Annotated in this window: 17 protein-coding genes; 12 read left to right on the forward strand and 5 right to left on the reverse strand. The window is 47.2% G+C overall.

Going from position 1 to position 19,750, the window contains the following annotated elements:
• Positions 1 to 678 precede the first annotated feature (678 nt).
• From murF to lpxC, 12 genes are all read left to right on the forward strand, one after another.
• Positions 679 to 2,061 carry a UDP-N-acetylmuramoyl-tripeptide--D-alanyl-D-alanine ligase gene (murF, locus tag RO21_RS02705; RefSeq protein ID WP_047976266.1) on the forward strand — a complete coding sequence of 461 codons (1,383 nt, stop codon included), beginning with the start codon at positions 679 to 681 and terminating at the stop codon, positions 2,059 to 2,061.
• A gap of 10 nt (positions 2,062 to 2,071) precedes the next feature.
• Positions 2,072 to 3,154 carry a phospho-N-acetylmuramoyl-pentapeptide-transferase gene (mraY, locus tag RO21_RS02710; protein WP_047976267.1) on the forward strand — a complete coding sequence of 361 codons (1,083 nt, stop codon included), beginning with the start codon at positions 2,072 to 2,074 and terminating at the stop codon, positions 3,152 to 3,154.
• A gap of 7 nt (positions 3,155 to 3,161) precedes the next feature.
• Positions 3,162 to 4,058 (forward strand): ADP-ribosylglycohydrolase family protein, encoded by an 897-nt coding sequence (locus RO21_RS02715; RefSeq protein ID WP_047976268.1) that lies wholly within the window; start codon positions 3,162 to 3,164, stop codon positions 4,056 to 4,058.
• Positions 4,059 to 4,165: 107 nt separating this feature from the next.
• A complete protein-coding gene (gene murD / locus RO21_RS02720) occupies positions 4,166 to 5,464 on the forward strand; it encodes a UDP-N-acetylmuramoyl-L-alanine--D-glutamate ligase (protein ID WP_047976269.1) in 1,299 nt (432 codons plus the stop codon).
• Positions 5,464 to 6,645: a putative lipid II flippase FtsW gene (gene ftsW, locus RO21_RS02725; RefSeq protein WP_047976270.1), complete on the forward strand. Its 1,182-nt coding sequence runs from the start codon at positions 5,464 to 5,466 to the stop codon at positions 6,643 to 6,645. The genes murD and ftsW overlap by 1 nt, the downstream gene beginning before the upstream one ends.
• A gap of 9 nt (positions 6,646 to 6,654) precedes the next feature.
• Positions 6,655 to 7,710 carry an undecaprenyldiphospho-muramoylpentapeptide beta-N-acetylglucosaminyltransferase gene (gene murG / locus RO21_RS02730; RefSeq protein ID WP_047976271.1) on the forward strand — a complete coding sequence of 352 codons (1,056 nt, stop codon included), beginning with the start codon at positions 6,655 to 6,657 and terminating at the stop codon, positions 7,708 to 7,710.
• A 19-nt stretch (positions 7,711 to 7,729) separates the two neighbouring features.
• Positions 7,730 to 9,157 (forward strand): UDP-N-acetylmuramate--L-alanine ligase, encoded by a 1,428-nt coding sequence (murC, locus tag RO21_RS02735; RefSeq protein ID WP_047976272.1) that lies wholly within the window; start codon positions 7,730 to 7,732, stop codon positions 9,155 to 9,157.
• A gap of 142 nt (positions 9,158 to 9,299) precedes the next feature.
• The gene (locus RO21_RS02740) at positions 9,300 to 10,211 is read left to right on the forward strand and encodes a D-alanine--D-alanine ligase (protein WP_047976273.1); all 912 of its coding nucleotides are present in this window, start codon (positions 9,300 to 9,302) and stop codon (positions 10,209 to 10,211) included.
• A complete protein-coding gene (locus RO21_RS02745; protein WP_047976274.1) occupies positions 10,211 to 10,993 on the forward strand; it encodes a cell division protein FtsQ/DivIB in 783 nt (260 codons plus the stop codon). The genes RO21_RS02740 and RO21_RS02745 overlap by 1 nt, the downstream gene beginning before the upstream one ends.
• 20 nt (positions 10,994 to 11,013) lie before the next feature.
• Positions 11,014 to 12,291 (forward strand): cell division protein FtsA, encoded by a 1,278-nt coding sequence (gene ftsA / locus RO21_RS02750; RefSeq protein WP_047976275.1) that lies wholly within the window; start codon positions 11,014 to 11,016, stop codon positions 12,289 to 12,291.
• Positions 12,292 to 12,325: 34 nt separating this feature from the next.
• Positions 12,326 to 13,531, forward strand: coding sequence for a cell division protein FtsZ (gene ftsZ / locus RO21_RS02755; protein WP_047976276.1), 1,206 nt, complete (start codon positions 12,326 to 12,328; stop codon positions 13,529 to 13,531).
• 34 nt (positions 13,532 to 13,565) lie between these two features.
• Positions 13,566 to 14,486, forward strand: a complete 921-nt coding sequence (gene lpxC, locus RO21_RS02760; RefSeq protein WP_047976277.1) for a UDP-3-O-acyl-N-acetylglucosamine deacetylase — start codon at positions 13,566 to 13,568, stop codon at positions 14,484 to 14,486.
• A gap of 65 nt (positions 14,487 to 14,551) precedes the next feature.
• Here lpxC and rluA read toward each other — a convergent pair whose 3' ends face one another.
• The 5 genes from rluA to pepB all read right to left on the reverse strand — a co-directional run bounded on the left by rluA (position 14,552) and on the right by pepB (position 19,582).
• A complete protein-coding gene (gene rluA / locus RO21_RS02765) occupies positions 14,552 to 15,220 on the reverse strand; it encodes a bifunctional tRNA pseudouridine(32) synthase/23S rRNA pseudouridine(746) synthase RluA (protein WP_047976278.1) in 669 nt (222 codons plus the stop codon).
• A gap of 84 nt (positions 15,221 to 15,304) precedes the next feature.
• Positions 15,305 to 16,021, reverse strand: coding sequence for a purine-nucleoside phosphorylase (gene deoD / locus RO21_RS02770; protein ID WP_047976279.1), 717 nt, complete (start codon positions 16,019 to 16,021; stop codon positions 15,305 to 15,307).
• Between the two features lie 311 nt (positions 16,022 to 16,332).
• Complete coding sequence (locus RO21_RS02775) at positions 16,333 to 17,661, reverse strand: anti-phage deoxyguanosine triphosphatase (protein ID WP_047976280.1); 1,329 nt, start codon at positions 17,659 to 17,661, stop codon at positions 16,333 to 16,335.
• A gap of 63 nt (positions 17,662 to 17,724) precedes the next feature.
• Positions 17,725 to 18,144 (reverse strand): LexA family protein, encoded by a 420-nt coding sequence (locus tag RO21_RS02780; protein ID WP_047976281.1) that lies wholly within the window; start codon positions 18,142 to 18,144, stop codon positions 17,725 to 17,727.
• A gap of 151 nt (positions 18,145 to 18,295) precedes the next feature.
• Positions 18,296 to 19,582, reverse strand: a complete 1,287-nt coding sequence (gene pepB / locus RO21_RS02785) for an aminopeptidase PepB (RefSeq protein ID WP_047976324.1) — start codon at positions 19,580 to 19,582, stop codon at positions 18,296 to 18,298.
• Positions 19,583 to 19,750 lie beyond the last annotated feature (168 nt).

The raw sequence follows: 19,750 nt of genomic DNA on the forward strand, positions 1-19,750 counted from the left end.
TTTTCAATCTCCCCTAACCTCTCTTTGCTAAAGAGGGGGAGTGATTAGGCGGCGTTTGAAATCTGTTTTTCGATGAGCAGTGAGTGAGAGCCGCATTTGAGCGGGCGATAAGGATTTTTCAAATCTCCCCTATCCCCTCTTTACTAAAGAGGGGGACTGGTTAGGTGGTGTTTGAAATCTGTTTTCCGATTAGCCGTGGTGAGAACGCGTTTGAGCGGGTAATAAGGATTTTTAAAATCTCCCCTAACCCCTCTTTATTAAAGAGGGGAACTGGTTAAGTGGGATTTGAATATTGAAGTGCTTTAACGATACAAAATAGAAAAAATGGAGATAATATTCACTGAATGTATTGTTCGCCTCAATAGAATTCCCCTCTTTAGCAAAGAGGGGCTAGGGGAGATTTGAAAAGATCAGTAACGGTACGATAGGCTTAAACTAAAGTAGTAAAAATAATGATAACACTCACATTAAACCAGATTGCCGAGATTCTAAATGGTAGATTGCGCGGTAATGGTGAAGCCAGTATTGAAAATATCAACATCAATGTGGAATAGAGATAATATTCGTGAAATATACTATTTGCCTCGATCGGATTCCCCTCTTTAGCAAAGAGGAGCTAGGGAGATTTGGAAAGATAACTAACGGTACGATAGACTTAAACTAAAGTAGTAAAAAATAATGATAACCCTCACATTAAATCAGATTGCTGAGATCCTAAACGGCAGATTGCTTGGCAATGGCGAAGTCAGTATTGAAAATATCAGCACCGATACCCGACAAGCGGTTAAATCGGGGCTATTTTTTGCATTAAAGGGCGAGAAATTTGACGCTCACGATTATTTAGCCAATGCGGTGGCACAAGGCTGTGTGGCAGTCGTGGTGGAACGAGAAATGGCGGTGAACGTACCACAAATTATCGTTACCGACAGCCGTTTAGCATTAGGGCGGTTGGCAAAATGGCTGAAAGCCAAGCTCAATCCAAAAACAGTGGCGATGACCGGTTCGTCTGGCAAAACGACTCTTAAAGAGATGACCGCAAAAATCTTGCAACAACTGACCGCTTGCGAAGCGGAAGTGCTTTACACTTTCGGCAATTTAAACAATGACTTAGGTGTACCATTGACCTTACTTCGTCTTACCGAGAAACATCAATTTGCGGTGGTGGAACTGGGGGCGAACCATATCGGTGAAATTGCTTACACCAGCGAGATGACCCAACCTGATGCCTGTTTGGTGAATAATGTTGCTGCCGCCCATTTGGCAGGTTTTGGTTCGCTTGCCGGTGTGGCGCAGGCGAAGGGTGAGATTTATCAGGGGTTGAAGCCGAACGGCACGGCGATTGTCAATCTGGATTATGACGATCCGCAGTGGCAAGCGGCGATTGGTACGCGAAAAAGACAATCTTTTTCCGCACAGGATAGTACGGCAGATTTCTGGGCGAGCGATATCCGCCTCAACCTTAACGGCTCTCAATTTACCTTGCATAGCCCGCAAGGGCAGACTGAAATTAACCTGCCGTATTTGGGCGAGCATAATATCAGTAATGCGTTGGCGGCGGCGGCGTTGGCAATGGCGGTCGGGGCGGATTTAACCGCCGTGAAAGGCGGGCTTGAGCAGCGTTCTATGGTGAAAGGACGATTGTTCCCGATTGAGATTGAGCCAAACCTGTTGTTGATTGACGACAGCTACAATGCAAATGTCGATTCAATGAAATCGGCGGTCAGCGTGTTGAAACAGTATCCTGCCTTCCGTATTTTTGCGGTGGGCGATATGGCGGAATTGGGGGCGGAAAGTGCCGCACGTCATCAAGAGGTGGCGGATTTTGTTGCCCAAGCCGAGCTAGATTTGGTGGTGAGTTTCGGCGAGCAAAGCCGTGTAATCAGCCAAAATGACGCTCATCATTTTACGGATAAAACCAAAATGGCGGATTTTCTCTTATCAGTCATTTTGCAAAAAAAATCGGAAAATCAACCGCTTGTATTATTAGCGAAAGGCTCTCGTAGCCAAAAAATGGAAGAGCTGATCGGCTCAATTTGGCGTGCGTTTAATGTTACTTTTTAAGGATTAACTAATGTTAGTTTGGCTTGCTGAATATCTTGTTCAATACTATACGGCGTTTAATGTGGTGTCGTATATTACATTCCGCTCCATTATGGCGTTATTAACGGCGCTGATTATCGGGCTGCTAATCGGGCCGACAGTGATCCGCCGTTTACAGATCTTAAAATTCGGACAGGAAGTGCGCCACGACGGGCCGGAAAGCCACTATAAAAAGCGTGGCACACCGACAATGGGCGGCGTGATGATTTTATTCGCTATCGGCATCAGTACATTACTGTGGGCGGATCTGCGTAACCCTTATGTTTGGTTCGTATTGTTTGTATTAGGCGGTTACGGGGTGATTGGCTTTGTGGACGATTACTGGAAAATCGCCCGTAAAAATACGGACGGTTTAATCGCCCGTTGGAAATATTTTTGGTTATCGGTGGTTGCACTTATTTCGGCGTTCGGTCTATATGCGATTGGTAAGGATAGTGCTGCTACCCAACTGGTTGTGCCGTTTTTTAAAGAAGTGATGCCGCAACTGGGACTGTTTTATGTTGTGCTGACCTATTTTGTGATTGTCGGCACGAGTAATGCGGTGAACCTCACGGACGGCTTGGACGGCTTAGCGATTGTACCGGTGGTAATGGTCGCCGCAGCTTTTGCGTTGATTGCGTGGGCAACGGGGAACTATAATTTCGCCCAATATTTGCACATTCCTTATATTAAATACAGCGGTGAATTAGTGATTATCTGTACGGCGATTGTTGGCGCAGGGCTGGGCTTTTTATGGTTTAACACTTATCCGGCACAAGTGTTTATGGGCGATGTCGGCTCGCTCTCTCTCGGCGGTGCATTGGGCATTATTGCGGTGTTAGTCCGCCAAGAATTATTGCTGGTGATTATGGGCGGCGTATTTGTGGTCGAAGCCTTATCGGTGATTTTGCAGGTCGGTTCGTACAAATTACGCAAAAAACGCATTTTCCGTATGGCGCCGATTCACCACCATTTTGAACTTAAAGGCTGGCCCGAACCTCGTGTTATCGTGCGTTTTTGGATTATCACCTTAATGTTGGTGTTAATTGGCTTGGTAACGCTGAAGTTGAGATAATACCGAGATGAATTTAGAGAGCAGGGCAAAGGGCTGTTTGGTTGGATTAGCCTGCGGTGATGCGGTTGGCACAACCGTTGAGTTTTGCCCGAGGGAGAGGATTATTCACCCATTGACGGAGATGAGCGGCGGCGGAAAGTTTAAACTTGAGAGAGGGCAATGGACTGATGATACCTCAATGGCGTTATGTTTAGCCGAAAGCCTTTTAGACTGTAACGGCTTTGATCCGAGTGATCAAATGCAACGATATTGGCATTGGGCGAGTTCAGGGCATAATTCAAGTACGGGTAAAGCCTTTGGAATAGGCAAACATACGATCCAATCGCTATTTGAATTTCAGCGTACTCAAGTGGCGTATAGCCAAAATATCGACCCGAAATATTCAGGCAATGGATCATTAATGCGGTTAGCGCCAATTCCGCTCTTTTATTTTCATCAGCCCGAACATTTAGCAGAGTATGCTCGTTTAAGTTCAAAAACCACGCACGCCTCCGAAGAATGTTTACAAGCCTGTGAATATTTCGCCCAACTGTTATTCAATGCGTTGAGTGGTAGAGATAAAAACGATTTATTTGATTTTGAGCAGACGAAGTTTGATCGTTTATCTGTGATTACGTCAGAACAATTTAAGGAAAAATCGGCAGATGACATCATTGGATCAGGCTTTGTGATTGAATCGTTAGAGGCGGCATTATGGGCATTTTGGCACACAGATAATTTTAAAGAGGCGATTTTAAAAGCAGCGAATTTGGGTGATGATGCCGATACAACCGCAGCAATTTGCGGACAAATTGCCGGTGCTTACTACGGGATAGAAACCATCCCGGAAAATTGGCTTAATTGGCTGTATCGTAGAGAGGATATCGAGAAAATTGCCTTGCAACTCGTCCGCAAACCTAATTAAACAAGCGGTCAGTTTTCAGAAAATATTTGCAACGGGCAACTAAAAACGGATATATCGATGTAATTGTAAGGACGCTAAGCGTTCGTCATAAAATCAAGAGAATAACAATGGAAAATCAATATCAAGGCAAAACGATTACGGTCATTGGTTTGGGCAAAACGGGCTTGTCCTGTGTGGAATTTCTACGCAAAAAACAGGCAAGCGTGCGGGTGATTGATACCCGTTCCAATCCTGCGGGCGCAGAGCAACTACCTGCCGATGTGCCGCTACATACCGGTGGGTTGAACGTCCAATGGCTGTGCGCCAGCGATTTAATCGTGATTAGCCCCGGGTTGTCGGTGAAAACGCCCGAAATTCAGCAGGCGATACAAGCCGGCGTGGAAGTAGTCGGCGATATTGAATTGTTCTGCCGTGAAGCGAATGCGCCGATTATTGCGATTACCGGCTCAAACGGCAAAAGCACGGTAACGACCCTCACTACCGAAATGGCAAAGCAAGCCGGCATCAAGGTGGGAATGGGCGGTAATATCGGCGTGCCGGCATTGAGCCTACTTGAGCAGGATTATCAGCTCTACGTCTTGGAATTATCCAGCTTTCAGCTTGAAACCACCTATTCGCTCAATGCCGTTGCGGCAACGGTGCTGAATGTCAGCGAGGATCATATGGATCGCTATGACAGCCTTGAGGATTACCGTCAAGCGAAGTTGCGCATTTACCATAATGCTCAAAATGTGATTATCAACGGTGAAGATCCGCAAACGCAGCCCGCTCAAGCGGTCAGTTCATCCTTTTCTTTTGCAGAAAATGCGGCGGATTATACCGCTTGCAACGGCTGGCTTTATGCAGACGGCGAGCCGGTGATTGAGATTGCCAAACTGAAGATAAGCGGTCGCCATAACGTAATGAATGCGTTGGCGGCAATGGCATTGGCGGATAAGGCAGGCATAAATCGCACGGGGATTGTGAACGCCTTGCAGGGCTATACGGGGCTAGATCACCGTTTTCAACTTGTGCCGACCACAGACGGCGTACGCTGGATCAACGATTCCAAAGCGACCAATGTGGGCAGTACTGTTGCGGCATTAAACGGTTTACAAGTGGAGGGCACGCTTTATCTGTTGCTCGGCGGCGACGGCAAGGGGGCGGATTTTTCAGAATTAACGCCTTATCTTAACCAGTCGCATATCCGTTGTTACTGCTTCGGTCGGGACGGCGTGGCTTTGGCGGCATTAACCGAAAACAGTGTGCTAGTGGAAACAATGGCACAGGCGGTGGCACAGATCCGCCCTCAACTGAAAGCGGGTGATATGGTGTTGCTTTCGCCGGCGTGTGCCAGCTTGGATCAATTTCCGAATTTTGAAGTGCGGGGGCAACAATTTGCCGAATTAGCACAAGGGGTGAACTGATGCTGGCAAGGCTCAAGCAGGAATGGCAGAAATGGGGGCAACTCACCCCGCTTAATGCGTTATATGATCGTAGCCTGATTTGGTTATTCCTTATTTTGCTGGTAATCGGCTTTGTAATGGTTACGTCCGCTGCTATTCCGGTTAGTACAAGGCTATACAATGACCCTTTTTATTTTGCCGTGCGTGATGGGGTTTATGTGTTGGCGGCGTTGTGTGCCTGTGCTTTTATTGTGCAAATTCCCAGTGAGCGTTGGGAACGCTATAACGGCTGGCTGTTCGGTGGCGCATTGATATTACTGCTGGCAACGTTAATTTTGGGCAAAAATGTGAACGGCGCAACCCGCTGGATTCCGATTGGGCCGATTAACTTTCAGCCTGCCGAGTTAGCCAAATTAGCGGTGATCTGCTATTTTTCCAGCTTTTATGTGCGGAAGTTTGATGAAATGCGAACCAAGAACCTCAGCTTTATGCGCCCAATGGTGATCCTGATCTTCTTTAGCGTATTACTGCTACTGCAACCGGATTTGGGCAGTACGGCAGTGCTGTTTGTATTAACCTTTGCAATGCTGTTTATTATGGGGGCAAAGGTCTTGCAATTTTTGTTGCTCGGTGCGGCAGGTGCGGTAGCCTTTATCTTTTTGGTATTAACTTCGGAATATCGGTTAAAACGGGTTACTTCGTTTTTGGATCCCTTTGCCGATGCGTATGGGGACGGTTTTCAGTTGTCAAATTCGCAAATGGCGTTTGGACAGGGCGAGTTTTGGGGACGGGGCTTGGGCAATTCCGTTCAAAAATTAGAGTATTTGCCGGAAGCGCATACGGACTTCGTAATGGCAGTGGTTGGCGAGGAATTTGGTTTATTTGGCATCTGCGTCATTATTGCCTTACTTTGCGCATTAACTTTCCGAGCCTTAAAAATTAGCCGTGAAGCTTTGTTATTGGAAGCCCGCTTTAAAGGCTTTTTTGCCTTTGGTATCGGCATTTGGATTTTTGTGCAAGGCTTTGTCAATTTAGGGGTGGCATCGGGATTGCTACCGACAAAAGGGCTGACCTTTCCCTTAGTCAGTTACGGCGGATCGAGTTTAGTGATTATGGCGGCGGCGATCGGCGTATTGTTACGCATTGACCACGAAAACCGCCTAGAGCGGATAGGACACGCTCATTTAAATAATGATGAATAGGAAAAAGCAATGGCAAAAAAATTATTAGTGATGGCGGGCGGTACGGGCGGACACGTTTTTCCGGCGATTGCGGTGGCACGGGAATTGCAGCAGCAAGGTTGGGAGATCCGTTGGCTCGGCACAAAAGATAGAATGGAAGCAGAGCTTGTGCCGAAGCACGGTATTCCGATTGAATTTATCCAAATTTCCGGAATTAAAGGCAAAGGCATTAAGGCGCTTTTAAGTGCACCTTTTGCGATTTTCAGAGCGGTATTGCAAGCCCGTAAAATTATCAAAGCGTATCAGCCCGATGCGGTACTCGGTATGGGCGGCTATGTGTCCGGCCCCGGCGGTATTGCGGCAAAATTATGCGGCGTGCCGGTGGTTCTGCACGAGCAAAATGCGGTGGCGGGTTTAACGAATGTGTGGCTCTCAAAAATTGCCCGTAAAACCCTGCAAGCCTTTCCAAGCGCGTTTCCGCAAGCGGAAGTGGTGGGCAATCCGGTGAGGCAGGACCTTTTTCAGCTTGCAGCCCCGGAAGTTCGCTTCGCCGAGCGAGGTTATCCAATCAATATTTTGGTAATGGGGGGGAGCCAAGGGGCATTGGTAATGAATAACACTGTGCCAAAAGTAGCGAAAATGTTAGGCGATAAAGTGTTTATCAGTCATCAGGTCGGCAAAGGTAAATTGGGCGATGTGGAAGCCATCTACCAAGCGACTGGCAACGGCACGGCAAGTGAATTTATTGATGATATGCAAGCGGCTTATGAATGGGCGGATTTAGTTATCTGTCGTTCGGGGGCTTTGACGGTCAGCGAAATTGCCGCTGCCGGTTTACCGGCAATTTTCGTGCCGTTTCAACATAAAGATCGCCAACAATTTTTAAACGCCGAATATTTGGCGAATGTGGGGGCAGCGATCATTATTGAGCAGGCGGATTTCACCCCTGAAAATCTATACCGCCAATTACAGCCACTGCTTGCTGATCGGCAAACATTAACCGAAATGGCGGTAAAAGCCCGCCGACAAGCCGCACCGTTAGCCGCCAAACGGGTGGCGGAAGTGATTATGGACGTGGCGAATTAACTGATATTAGGAAGATAAAATGAAAAATTTCCAAGATAAGATTAAAAAACTGGTGCCTGAAATGCGCCGTGTCAGCCAAATCCATTTTGTCGGGATCGGCGGTGCAGGAATGAGCGGTATTGCCGAAGTATTATTGAACGAAGGGTATCAGATTAGCGGATCGGATATTGCCGATGGCGTGGTAACGCAACGGTTAGCCAAAGCCGGTGCAAAAATCTGTTTCGGGCATCACGCAGACAATATCAATGGGGCGAGTGTGGTGGTGATTTCCAGCGCGATCACTGAAGATAACCCTGAAGTCGTTGCAGCGAAAGAAGCACGTATTCCAGTAATTCAACGGGCGCAAATGTTAGCGGAAATTATGCGTTTCCGCCACGGAATTGCGGTGGCGGGGACGCACGGAAAAACCACAACAACCGCAATGATTTCAATGATTTATACCGAAGCGAAGCTCGACCCGACTTTCGTCAATGGCGGCTTGGTTAAATCGGCGGGTAAAAATGCACATTTAGGCGCAAGCCGTTATCTGATTGCCGAAGCGGACGAAAGCGATGCCTCGTTCTTGCATTTACAGCCGATGGTGTCGGTGGTAACCAATATCGAACCGGATCATATGGATACCTACGGCGGTGATTTTGAGCAGATGAAAAATACCTACGTTCGCTTTTTACGCAATTTGCCGTTTTACGGTTTGGCGGTAATGTGTGCCGATGATGCGGTGGTAATGGAAATCGCCCCGAAAGTCGGTCGCCAAGTGATGACTTACGGTTTCAGCGAACAGGCGGATTACCGTATTGAAGATTACCAACAGACCGGCTTTCAAGGGCATTACACCGTTGTTTGTCCGAACGGCGAGCGGATTGATGTGCTGTTAAATGTGCCGGGCAAGCATAATGCACTGAATGCCACAGCCGCATTGGCGGTTGCCAAAGAGGAGGGGATCAGCAATGAGGCGATTTTAGCCGCATTGGCGGATTTCCAAGGGGCTGGCAGACGCTTCGATCAGCTCGGTTCGTTTATCCGCCCGAACGGTAAAATAATGTTAGTGGACGATTACGGACATCACCCGACGGAAGTCGATGTAACGATCAAAGCGGCACGTCAAGGCTGGGAAAATAAACGGGTGGTAATGGTATTCCAACCCCACCGCTATTCCCGTACTCGTGATTTATTTGATGATTTTGTGCAGGTACTCTCGCAGGTGGACGCTTTAGTAATGCTCGATGTGTATGCGGCGGGCGAAGCGCCGATTGTGGGGGCGGACAGTAAAGCGCTGTGCCGCTCGATCCGCAATCTCGGCAAGGTTGATCCGATTTTAGTTTCGGATACCAGCCAGCTTGGTGAAGTCCTGGATCAAATTTTACAAGACGGCGATTTGATTTTGGCACAAGGGGCGGGCAATGTCAGCAAACTGGCTCGCAGCTTGGCAGATGAGTGGAAAGGTTAGGCAAGCGGGCGGATTGAGGCAAATATTTGCAATATGGGTGGACAAATCCATAGTCCGCAGCCGATTAAATATTAGATTGTTCGTATAACAGCATTTTGCAAAAAATCAGCGGTTATCGACCGCTTGTTAAGAGAGAACGAAGATGAATTTGAAACAGGAAAAAATCGCCGTACTGTTTGGCGGCGAATCGGCGGAGCGTGAAGTGTCGCTCAACTCCGGTAAAGCGGTGTTTGAAGTCCTACAAAGTTTGGGCTATAACGTGGAAGCGATCGATACCAAAACCTTCCCGATTGAAAAATTAAAAGAAAAAGGCATTCAGCGGGTATTCAATATTTTGCACGGCGGCATCGGTGAAAACGGCGTGTTGCAAGGGGCATTGGAACAGCTTGGCATTGCCTATACCGGTTGCGGTGTAATGGCGTCGGCGATTACCTTGGATAAATTCCGCACCAAATTATTGTGGAATGCAGTTGGGCTGCCGACCGCGGAAATGCTTGTGGTGCAACGGGGACAAGCGGTCGATTGCGAGCAAATTATTGCAAAACTCGGTTTGCCGTTATTTGTGAAACCGGCGAGCGAGGGATCGAGCGTCGGGGTCAGCAAGGTGAAAACGGCGGATCAACTGTTACCGGCGATCGAGGCGGCACTGCAATATGATGCGATTGTATTGGTGGAAGAGAATTTAGCCGGTGCGGAATATTCCGTGCCGGTGTTAGACGGTGAAGTGCTGCCGGCGGTGCAAATTATTCCGGACGGCGAGTTTTACGATTATCACGCCAAATATATTTCCGATAATACTCAATATATCTGCCCTGTGCTTTCCGAGGCACGCCAAGCGGAAGTTGCCGCCTTAGTGAAAAAAGCCTATGAGGTGGTGGGCTGCCGTGGCTGGAGCCGCATTGATGTGATGGAAGACGCTGAAGGTCATTTCCGTTTGGTTGAAGTGAATACCAGCCCCGGAATGACCAGCCACAGTATTTTCCCGAAATCGGCGGCAACGGTGGGTTATAGTTTCGAGCGGTTAGTCGAGCGGGTACTGGAGCTGAGTGCGTAATGAGTGTGGTTTTCCGCAAAAAACCAACGTCTGTTATTGGGACGAAGATCAGTAAGCCCGATAATCCGATCGATTGGCTGATTTTTATTAAGCCGATGATTCTGTTTGTCTGTTTGATTTTTGGCTATATACTCTATGCAAATTGGGCAAGCGTGCTTGAATCACTGGATAAAACGCCGATCAAATCTTATGCGCTCACCCATAAAACCCGTTTTACTACTAATCAAGATATTCGGGAAACGCTATCTCAAGCGCCGCAATTAAAGGGCTATTTCGGACAGGATATTCAATCGGTGAAAGAGCGGTTTTTAGCGCTCTCTTGGGTGCGAGATGTCGTGGTGCGGAAAGTGTACCCGAATCGGCTAAGTCTGACGCTAATCGAACACATTCCGGCGGCACGTTGGAATCATAGCCAGTTTGTCTCTGACAAAGGCGTGGTATTTGGGCTGCCCGAAGGGCGTTTTGACGCACAAAATTTGCCGTTACTATTTGGGCCGGATAGCGAAAGTAAAGTGGTGCTGGAAGCGTGGGGCAAAATTAAACGGGACTTAAATACCCGCAACTTACGTTTAAAAGCGGTGGCGATGGATACCCGCGGTTCTTGGACAATCACTTTGGATAATGATGTGGAATTACGTTTGGGGCGGGGAGATTGGTTGCCGAAAATCGACCGCTTCGTGAGCATTTTCCCTGAAATTGATGTACCGGAAGGTAAGCGGCTGTCCTATGTCGATCTACGTTATGAACACGGTGCGGCGGTCGGATTAAGTAATAAACACTAATTTTTGCGAATAGAATGAATATGACGAAAATAGCAGAATCTAAAATTGTGGTCGGGTTAGAAGTCGGCTCGCATAAAGTTGTGGCGGTAGTGGGCGAAGTCTTACCGGACGGCGTTGTGAATGTGATCGGCTCCGGTGTAAGCCCCTCCAAAGGCGTGCAAAGCGGCGGCGTAGTGGATTTAGATGCGGTGGTATCGGCAATCGGGCGGGCGATTGAGGAAGCCGAGTCGATCTCCGAATGTCAAATTATGGGCGTTACGCTGGCGATTTCCGGTGCGCATATTACCTCTTTCAACGAAGTCGGTACTGTGCCGCTATCGGGCACGGTCAAACAAGAGGATCTGGATAATGCGATTCATATCGCCCGTTCAATTAAATTACCGGACGGGTTGGAAACCTTACATATTATTCCGCAAGAGTATAAAGTCGATCGATTGCCGGCAACCAAAAACCCGCTCGGTTTATCCGGTATGCGTTTACAGGCGCAAGCCCATATTATTGCCTGCCATAATGATTGGCTGCGTAATTTAAAAAATGCGGTAGAACGTAGTAAATTAAAAATCGATCAAATTATTTTTTCCGGTTTAGCCTCTAGTTATTCCGTGCTAACCGATGACGAACGGGAATTAGGGGTTTGCTTAATTGATATTGGCGGCGGCACAATGGACGTGTTAGTTTATACGGACGGTGCATTGCGCTTTAGCAAGGTGATTCCGTTCGGCGGCAATAATGTAACCGATTATATTGCGGCAACCTTTGCAACCTCACGCAATGTGGCGGAAACCATCAAAGTGCAGCACGGGAGTGCGATTTCGCCGCCGTCCAGTTTTGCCGATAGAAAATTCCAAATTGACGGATTAGGCGGTCGTGTGCCGAGAACTTTTTCCAAAGAGCAACTGTCTAATTACACTGCACAATGCTATCACGATTTATTAAAGGTTATATCGGACGAATTAATTAATTTGCGTAATGAACTTTATCAAAAAGGGATAAAACAAGAATTAATTGCAGGAATTGTATTAACGGGTGGTGGTTCTCAAATAGAAGATATTGTAGAATGTGCCAAATCTGTCTTTAATTCCCAAGTGAGAGTGGGCGACCCCCTCAATATTACCGGATTAACCGATTATGTGAATAAACCGCAATATGCCAGTGTGCTCGGTTTATTACATTATAGCCATTATAATGATTTGGATAGTCGTTCCGAGGGCGATATTGGTGATAAGGTCGGCGGCATTATTGATATTGTCGGTCGAGGGGCGAAAAAATTAATTCATTGGGCAAAATCAAATTTTTAATTGTGTCGAGAGAACACACCAGGGAGAATCGAAAATGTTTGAACCGATTTTTGAACCAACGCAAGATGCGGTCATTAAAGTTGTCGGTGTCGGCGGCGGCGGCGGTAACGCACTCAATCATATGGTTAATACGCAAAACGATGTTGGCGGTAGCGTTGAGTTTTTTTCAGTAAATACCGATGCGCAAGTGCTACGCAGTAGTTCAGTGCAAAATACCATTCAAATCGGTGCAAGTGTAACCAAAGGGTTGGGTGCGGGGGCTGATCCGAATGTCGGACACCAAGCGGCAGAAGAAGATCGTGATGCGCTAACCAATATGCTAACCGGTGCCGATATGGTGTTTATCGCCGTCGGAATGGGCGGCGGTACGGGAACGGGCGCTGCGCCAGTCATTGCCGAAATTGCGAAAAGTCAAGGTTCTCTCACGGTCGGTATTGTAACCAAACCTTTTACCTTTGAAGGGCGTAAACGTTCCGCCTACGCTGAACAAGGGATTAAAGAACTTGCCAAACACGTTGATTCTCTGATTATTATCCAAAACGACAAATTGCTAAAAGTATTGCCTAAAAATGTGAAGTTTAATGAAGCTTTCGGGGTTGCCAACGATGTTTTACGCAATGCCGTATTAGGTATTACCGATATGATCACGTCGGAAGGCTTGGTGAACGTGGACTTTGCCGATGTGAAGAAAGTGATGTCGGAAATGGGACGGGCAATGATGGGGACGGGGATTGCCGAAGGCGAAAACCGTGCGGAAAATGCCGCCAAAGAAGCAGTGGCAAGCCCATTATTGGAAGATGTGGATTTATCGGGAGCAAAAGGAATTTTGGTGAATATTTCGTCCGGTTTCGATATTGAATTAAACGAAGTCAATACCATTATGGAATATGTTACCAGCTTTGCCGATCCTGATGCGGCGATTATTTTCGGTTCGGCATTTTATCCTGAAATGGAAGGTAAAATCCGGGTAACCCTTGTGGCGACAGGTATCGGGCAACAAGAAGAAATTATGCACGCACCGAGAATCCAACAGCCTATTGCGCCAGTAAACGGCTATCCGCAGTCGGTACAGCCACAGCCGAATCAACCGGCGTTTGTCGGCGGCTATCAGCAACAAAATAACCAGTTCGGACAGCAACCGCTTCAACAGCCGCAATCCGCACCAAAACCGCAGTCTGTGGATAGCAACCAAATGTTCTCACCGGCATCTATCCCCGGCTTTATGAGAAATGGTCAATAACGCCGAATCCTGTGAAGGATTAAGGAAAAACGATATGATTAAACAAAGAACCTTAAAACAAGCAACAAAAGTTACCGGTATTGGATTACATAGTGGTAAGAAAGTAACGCTCACCCTGCGCCCTGCGCCTGCAAATACCGGGATTATTTATGCTCGTACGGATCTCAATCCTGTCGTTTATTTTCCGGCAAGTGCCGAGGCAATTCGTGATACGACCCTCTGTACCTGTATGATCAATGACGACGGCGTGCGTATTTCCACAGTCGAGCATCTCAATGCGGCAATGTCCGCTCTCGGCTTAGATAATATCATTGTGGAAGTCGATGCGCCGGAAATTCCAATTATGGACGGCAGTTCCAGCCCTTTTATTTATCTTCTCTTAGACGCAGGTATAGAAGAACAAAATGCGGCGAAAAAATTCATTCGCATTAAAGAGCATATCAGAGTGGAAGAAGGGGATAAATGGGCAGCGTTTAAGCCGTATGCTCACGGTTTAAAACTGGATTTCACCATTGATTTTACCCACCCGATGATTAGCCCCGAAGTGCGTCATTATCAAATGGCATTCTCGGCACAAAACTTTATCCAACAACTGAGTCGGGCAAGAACGTTCACCTTTATGAAAGATGTGGAATACCTTCAATCGATTGGGCTGGCGTTAGGCGGTAGTTTAGATAATGCGATTGTACTGGACGAATTTCGTATTTTGAATGAAGACGGATTACGCTTTAAAGATGAATTAGTCCGCCACAAAATGTTAGATGCAGTAGGTGATTTATTTATGTGCGGCTACAATATTTTAGGCGATTTTAGTGCCTATAAATCTGGACACGGTTTAAATAATAAATTATTGCGTGCCGTTTTAGCCAACCAAAATGCTTGGGAATTTGTAACCTTTGAACAAAAACACGAAGCTCCGCAAGGTTATGTTGCAACCGGACAACTCTTTATTTAAGTAAAAATAGATTTTGGAGGAAGGCTTAGCATTACAGATGCTAAGCCTTTTTGTTCTAGGCAAGTTTAAAACGGCGGTTTTGACTCAAACGCCATCGGTTCAAAGGTGATAGGGTGGGTGATTGCCAGATATTCAGCGTGTAAACACAACCGTGGTGAGAGGCTTTTGGCTAAAGGATTGGCATAGAACTTATCGCCGATAATCGGATGCCCTAATGCTAAGCTATGTACCCGTAGTTGATGAGAGCGTCCGGTATAGGGGGTGAGCCTGACTCTCGTGGTATTATTTGGATAGTGTGCAAGAATATCGTAAAAAGTAACCGCTTGCTTTCCCCGCTCAAAGCAGATTTTTTGGCGGGGGCGGTTTTCCCAATCGCAAATAAGCGGTAAATTGATCGTGCCTTGCTCGCCAATGTGCTGCCCCATTTTGCCCCACACTAGCGCTTGATAATGCTTTTTCGGCTCTCGTTCACGAAATTGGCGTTTCAGCTCTTTTTCCGCTTGCTTGCTGAGGGCGAATAATAAAATGCCGCTGGTTGCCATATCTAAGCGGTGTGCCGGCTCGGTGAAGCCGTATTTTTGCTGCACTCTGACCATTGCACTGTCTTGATATTCAGGACGATTGCCCGGTACGGAGAGCAGCCCGCTCGGTTTATTCAGAACAAGAATGTGGTTATCACGATAAATTTCGTCTAACCAAGGGATTTGGGGAGGATTGTATTCAATAAGTGCCATAAGAGAGAATGTGTAGAGAGATTAAAATGCCGAATCAGGTGTTCGGCATTAACAAGCGGTATGTTTTCCGCAGATATTGACCAATTAGGCTTCGTCATCAATTAAGACGGATTCTAACGCAATTTCGATCATCTCGTTAAAGGTTAATTGGCGCTCTTCGGAGGTAGTTTGCTCGTGGGTACGGATATGGTCGGAGACGGTGCAGATGGCAAGGGCTTTAGCGCCAAATTCTGCGGCAACGCCGTAAATGCCCGCCGCTTCCATTTCCACGCCTAAGATGCCGTATTTTTCCATTACATCAAACATTTCAACGTCTGGCGTATAGAATAAATCGGCAGAGAACAGATTACCAACTCGTACATTCACCCCTTTTTGTTTGGCGGCTTCAACGGCAGCAACCGTCATATCGAAATCGGCAATGGCGGCAAAGTCATTATCTTTAAAGCGAATGCGGTTTACTTTGGAATCGGTACAAGCACCGACACCGATGATCACATCACGCAATTTCACGTCTGCACGCACCGCACCGCAAGACCCGACACGGATAATTTTTTTCACACCGTACTCGGTGATCAACTCTTTAGCATAGATTGAGCAGGACGGAATTCCCATACCGTGCCCCATTACCGAAATACGGCGTCCTTTGTAAGTGCCGGTATAGCCGAGCATATTACGCACGTTGGTAACTTCTTGGGCATTATCTAAAAAGGTTTCGGCAATATATTTAGCACGCAGCGGATCGCCCGGCATCAATACAACATCGGCAAATGCACCGGCTGGTGCGTTAATGTGTGGAGTCATTGTGATTTCCTCATTGGTTATGTAGAGAATCTTGGGGGGATATTTTCTATTGCTCCGCCGTTCATTGCAAGCCCCTATTTTGCAAAAATCGTGAGGAATCCGACCGCTTGCACCAAATTGTATGATGAACGGGCGACAAGCGGTCGGTTTAACGCTGATGTTTGCAATGGAGCAAAATGACGGTTTCGTTCATTGGCAGCCCTCGTAATAGAATTGAGCTTTGCGATCTCTTTTAAACGGACGCTTTGAAATCACTTGTTCGTATTTTTGCTACCCCATATTGTGATGACATAGCGACGTGAATGATAGGATTACAGACTTTGATATAATTTAAAGGCTTGCCCGTCAGACATTCCGGCGAGGTAGTCGCAAATCACCCGTGGGCGTTGGTTCGGTTCGGCTTTTTGCCAACGTTGGGCAACGGCTTTAGGGAGTAAACGTCTCGGATCACAACTGAGCATATCAAACAGTGCCATTAAGATACGTTGCCCTTTATATTCGACCCGCTGTGTCGTTACATCGCAGATAACATATTGATAGACAAAGCGTTTTAATATATCCAGCACGGCACGGACTTCCGCAGGCAAGGTCGCATTAAAATGCAGCAACGGCTCTTCAAACTCACTTATCGCCTGCCATTGCACATTGGTAGCAAAATAATTGACCAAGCCGCCAATCACATCTTTGCGTTCGTAACGATGCTCGGAAAAGAGTTTTTCACTCATTCCCTTCGCTAACATTGTTTTGATCCAAGGTGAGCAGCATTGCTCAAACTCCGCTACGGCATTTTGCCACGATTGCGGCGTAACCATTCCGCCGACAATCGCATCTTCCAAATCGTGCACCCCATAGGCAATGTCGTCCGCCAATTCCATAATGCTACAATCAAGGGATTTATAGCGGGTTTGATTTGGACAATTTGGATCGTTGTTTTCGATGACTTGGGTGAACAGTTGGCGATCCGGTTCGGAAAGTGGGGCGAGTACCCAATCGAAAAAAGGCTGATCGTCATCAAATAGCCCTTTACTGGTTGGGAAATCGTGTAAATTGATGTAACGGGAATGGGTGATCGGCTTGGGCTGACGAGGAACAGCTTGGGAAAGTAGTGTGGGGTATTTGATAATACCGAGCAAGGTGCGGCGGGTTAAATTCATTCCGGCACTTGCGGTGTAAGGCTCAAGCTGGGTAACAATACGGAAAGATTGTGCATTGCCCTCGAAGCCGCCATATTCCGCCATTTTGTAATTGAGCGCCATTTCGCCGCCGTGCCCGAAAGGCGGATGACCTAAGTCGTGAGCAAAGCAGAGGGATTCGGTAAGGCTGCGGGAAGGTAAAAGGGCGGTGAGTTGCTCGGCATATTTTGCAAATTTGGGTTCGCAACAGACCGCTTGAAAGCCGAATTTATCCTCCGCCAGTTTAGCCCGTAAACTGCTGCCGATTTGGGCAACTTCAAGGGAATGGGTGAGGCGAGTGCGATAAAAATCATCTTCCCCAACGGCGTGAATCTGCGTTTTCGCCTGTAAACAGCGAAAGGCTTCAGAATGTAAAATCCGCCCCCGATCTCGCTGAAAGGGCGAGCGATGATCCTGCTCACGTTTTTGATCCGCTTGAAAACGTGCCGTCCAAATGGCTGAAGTCATAGTTACCCCTCAATTGTAGAATATTAAGGCAATTCTAGCGTGAAAGTGCGATGGAAAACAAGTCTAAGCGGCGTATTGCCGCCCACGCATTTGGTGGACGACATTGGTGATCACGCCGGCAAGGGGAATATCTTGCCAAGATTGAATCCGTAAATTGAATTCACGGATATCCAATGCAAGCAGGATTTTTTCGTCCTCAATCTCATTAAAAAATTGGTAGAACTTATACTCGCCTGCTTTTTCGATCACAATCAGATCGTTTTTTTGAGGAGCTTGGTGGTTTTCAACGATCAGCAGATCGTCAAACTCAATGCCCCACATAATCAAATTGGGGTTTTTAACCTGAATGAAAAAGGTTTCATTCGGGCGGCGGATACAGAGGGCATTGAGATCGAGTTTGAGTGATCGCTGGCTGTTAGTATCTCGATAGAGGGGAAGGGGTTGATAGGAGCGTTCACGCTCAAGGGATCGCAAATATGCCATATAGCCTCCGAAACTGTTTGTTTATACAGGACTCATTTTACTGTTTATTAAAACAGTGTCAATTGGCAAAATGCATTTTTTTGTAAATTATTACAGTATTACGATCCCTTTTTCAGCAACAATCAGCCACGATTTAAACGTGGCGTTAGCATTATGATTTGGATAGCAAGAGATTTGCTAAGGTTTTAACCCCAATCCCTGTTGCACCGACTGCCCATAGATCCGAGGCGTTTTTGCGGAAAGTGGCGGAACAGTCGATATGCAGCCAATTTTGCTGATAATTTTTCACAAAATAGGAGAGAAAGGCGGTGGCAGTGCTTGCACCTGCACCGACCGGTACGGAACCGGTATTACTAATATCTGCAAAAGAGGACGAAATTTGCGAACGGTGGAACGGCTCGAACGGTAATCGCCAGAACGGTTCGTTCTCCGCTTTAGCCGCGGTGAATAAATCATTGACGAGCTGATCGTCCATTGAAAGTACCGAATGGTAATCGTTGCCTACTGCGATTTTTGCCGCACCGGTTAGAGTAGCGCAGTCGATAATAAATTGTGCATTCTGTTTATCCGCATCAATTAAACCGTCTGCCAGAACCAAACGCCCCTCGGCATCGGTATTATTGACTTCCGCGGTTACGCCATTGCGGTAGGTGATAATATCGCCTAACTTGAAAGCGCGGCTGCTGACCATATTTTCGGCGCAGCAAAGGTAGAGTTTCACCCGCTGTTTTAAGCCGCGGGCAATCGCTAAACCTAATGCACCCGTAACGAGTGCGGCACCGCCCATATCGGTACGCATTGTGCTCATTGAATCGCTAGGTTTGAGGCTGTATCCGCCGGTGTCGAAAGTAATGCCTTTACCGACCAAGCAGGCTAACACGGGGGCATCGGGATTGCCGGTCGGGTTAAAATCAAGCTGTAACATTGCCGGCGAGTGCGCCGAGCCTTTGCCGACCGTCCAAATACCGTGATAGCCCCGCTCTTTTAACGCTTCACGAGCGATGATTTCAAAGGAAACGCAGCCTTTACCGACATAGTGATCCGCCTGATGCAAAATAAATTCTGCCGCTTTGTGTGCCAATGCTTCGGGGGTGAGGGTATCGGACGGTTCGTTGATGAGTGCGCAGGTAAAGGTTGAGCAGGCAAGGCGGGCGTCAAATTCCGTTTGTTGTTCGTTCAGTGGCGGAAAGGCAATCGTCCCCGCATTTTTCACGCTGGCAAAGCCCTGCTGAAACGCCCAGCATTGCTCCAATCCCCATTGTGCTCCGGTTAAAGCGACATTCAAAATCCCTTGATTTTTAATTTTGCGGGCGGCTTTTTGAATGGTGATGAGCTGATCGTCTTTCAGGTGAATGGTAATGCCCTGATCGTTTGCCGAAATGATCGCATTTTCGCCCCAAACTTGCGGTGCCGGGCTGGTTGAGAGGGTGATATTCATCGTTTTCATTGGATTTCCTTTTAATTTGATAACAAGCGGTTCGATCCTAGCAAAATTTTGCAACATTATATAGCGATTGCACAACGCGAAACGATTAGATCATCGACTGGGGTTTACTGTGCAAGCTAAAACCCGAAGAATATCAATCTGTTACCGGCTAGGATAGGT

Origin of the sequence: Muribacter muris, from assembly GCF_001038205.1 — a bacterium.
Taxonomy (GTDB): domain Bacteria; phylum Pseudomonadota; class Gammaproteobacteria; order Enterobacterales; family Pasteurellaceae; genus Muribacter; species Muribacter muris.

What these genes read in the sequence shown, in the direction of transcription:
- ftsW (WP_047976270.1), top strand. Translation starts at nt 5,464, where the DNA reads ATGCTGGCAAGGCTCAAGCAGGAATGGCAGAAATGGGGGCAACTCACC.
- murG (WP_047976271.1), top strand. Translation starts at nt 6,655, where the DNA reads ATGGCAAAAAAATTATTAGTGATGGCGGGCGGTACGGGCGGACACGTT.
- ftsZ (WP_047976276.1), top strand. Translation starts at nt 12,326, where the DNA reads ATGTTTGAACCGATTTTTGAACCAACGCAAGATGCGGTCATTAAAGTT.
- lpxC (WP_047976277.1), top strand. Translation starts at nt 13,566, where the DNA reads ATGATTAAACAAAGAACCTTAAAACAAGCAACAAAAGTTACCGGTATT.
- RO21_RS02780 (WP_047976281.1), bottom strand. Translation starts at nt 18,144, where the DNA reads ATGGCATATTTGCGATCCCTTGAGCGTGAACGCTCCTATCAACCCCTT.
- murF (WP_047976266.1), top strand. Translation starts at nt 679, where the DNA reads ATGATAACCCTCACATTAAATCAGATTGCTGAGATCCTAAACGGCAGA.
- murD (WP_047976269.1), top strand. Translation starts at nt 4,166, where the DNA reads ATGGAAAATCAATATCAAGGCAAAACGATTACGGTCATTGGTTTGGGC.
- mraY (WP_047976267.1), top strand. Translation starts at nt 2,072, where the DNA reads ATGTTAGTTTGGCTTGCTGAATATCTTGTTCAATACTATACGGCGTTT.
- ftsA (WP_047976275.1), top strand. Translation starts at nt 11,014, where the DNA reads ATGACGAAAATAGCAGAATCTAAAATTGTGGTCGGGTTAGAAGTCGGC.
- murC (WP_047976272.1), top strand. Translation starts at nt 7,730, where the DNA reads ATGAAAAATTTCCAAGATAAGATTAAAAAACTGGTGCCTGAAATGCGC.
- RO21_RS02775 (WP_047976280.1), bottom strand. Translation starts at nt 17,661, where the DNA reads ATGACTTCAGCCATTTGGACGGCACGTTTTCAAGCGGATCAAAAACGT.
- rluA (WP_047976278.1), bottom strand. Translation starts at nt 15,220, where the DNA reads ATGGCACTTATTGAATACAATCCTCCCCAAATCCCTTGGTTAGACGAA.
- deoD (WP_047976279.1), bottom strand. Translation starts at nt 16,021, where the DNA reads ATGACTCCACACATTAACGCACCAGCCGGTGCATTTGCCGATGTTGTA.
- RO21_RS02745 (WP_047976274.1), top strand. Translation starts at nt 10,211, where the DNA reads ATGAGTGTGGTTTTCCGCAAAAAACCAACGTCTGTTATTGGGACGAAG.
- RO21_RS02715 (WP_047976268.1), top strand. Translation starts at nt 3,162, where the DNA reads ATGAATTTAGAGAGCAGGGCAAAGGGCTGTTTGGTTGGATTAGCCTGC.
- pepB (WP_047976324.1), bottom strand. Translation starts at nt 19,582, where the DNA reads ATGAATATCACCCTCTCAACCAGCCCGGCACCGCAAGTTTGGGGCGAA.
- RO21_RS02740 (WP_047976273.1), top strand. Translation starts at nt 9,300, where the DNA reads ATGAATTTGAAACAGGAAAAAATCGCCGTACTGTTTGGCGGCGAATCG.